Annotated in this window: 3 protein-coding genes; all 3 read left to right on the forward strand. The window is 68.9% G+C overall.

Annotated elements, in window-relative coordinates; genetic code table 11:
• Nucleotides 1-95 precede the first annotated feature (95 nt).
• Nucleotides 96-479, forward strand: a complete 384-nt coding sequence (locus tag Y705_RS0108445; RefSeq protein WP_026532545.1) for a hypothetical protein — start codon at nucleotides 96-98, stop codon at nucleotides 477-479.
• Nucleotides 480-609: 130 nt separating this feature from the next.
• Nucleotides 610-798 carry a WhiB family transcriptional regulator gene (locus tag Y705_RS23635; RefSeq protein WP_444826174.1) on the forward strand — a complete coding sequence of 63 codons (189 nt, stop codon included), beginning with the start codon at nucleotides 610-612 and terminating at the stop codon, nucleotides 796-798.
• On the forward strand, nucleotides 795-1,076 hold the full coding sequence (locus tag Y705_RS23640) for a WhiB family transcriptional regulator (protein ID WP_081737918.1): 282 nt from the start codon (nucleotides 795-797) through the stop codon (nucleotides 1,074-1,076). The genes Y705_RS23635 and Y705_RS23640 overlap by 4 nt, the downstream gene beginning before the upstream one ends.
• Nucleotides 1,077-1,084: the final 8 nt, after the last annotated feature.

Below are 1,084 nucleotides of genomic sequence, written 5' to 3' on the forward strand. Positions count from 1 at the left end.
CGCCAGTTGACGGAAGCGCGGGCCCTCCGAGCCGACGCAACCCGGGTGCTTGCCCGACTCCAAGCCGCTTACGCCCACCTCGAAAGCGAACGACCATGACCACGCCTACCGACGCCGAATTCCTCGCCGTCCTCGACCACCACCCGAAACTGCACCTCCTCGGATACGGGCCGGCGCGAGGGCTCCGCATCAACCTGCCGACCGAACGCGCAGCAATCCACGCCCCGCACGCCCTCAATCAAGCACGCCAAGCCGCCGACTGGATCACCGAGCGGATGCAACCATGCAGCCCACGTGGGAAGCGCCTACTGACGAGCTACGGCGCCAAGCACTTCATGCAAGCCGAGACCGGCATTTACGTCCTGAACGGCCCGTTCATCCTCGCCGCGTTCGCCGCCGGCATCAGCCTCGACACCACCCGCTACAACCCCACCCTCCACGCGGTGCCCCGCCCCCTTCCCGAGGAGCGCCACCCATGACACCCAAGGATGCCCCCGGCAGCCCAAGGCTAGGCCCCCAGCGCAGGGCCCTGCACGCCGCCCTCCTCGCACAGGTGGCCGCCCACCGCGACACCACGCCCTGCCTCATCATGCCCGCGGCCTCGACTGGATTACCTCCGACGCCGAGGAGCAGCAGCAAGCCGCGACGTTCTGCGCCGACTGTCTAGCCCTGGCCGAGTGCCGCGCCTACTCAGCGAGCTACCCGCGAGAGCCCGGCGTCTGGGCGGGCACCACCGAAGCAACCCGAGAAGCAAGAGCCGCGGCTTACCGCGCCCGAACCGAAGCGCGCAACTCATGAGCCAAGCGACGACGCGCGACGACGTAACAGAGTCCGAAGCCTGGCGAACGTTCCTCACAGCCACGAGCGAAGCCGTCACGCCTTGCACCGGCGGCGAAGAGTGGACGAGCGACGACGACCGCCTCCAACGGCGCGCAGCGGAGCTTTGCCAAGGGTGCGCTGTGCTCCAGGGATGCCGAACATACGCTCTCGCCACCGGTGAGCGTAACGGCGTCCTCGGCGGCCTCACAGCCCTCGACCGGAAACGGATAAGGCGACGACGGAGCGGGGCCGCATGACGCCCCGC

The organism is Arthrobacter sp. H41, from assembly GCF_000520535.1.
In the GTDB taxonomy this organism is placed as follows: domain Bacteria; phylum Actinomycetota; class Actinomycetes; order Actinomycetales; family Micrococcaceae; genus Arthrobacter_D.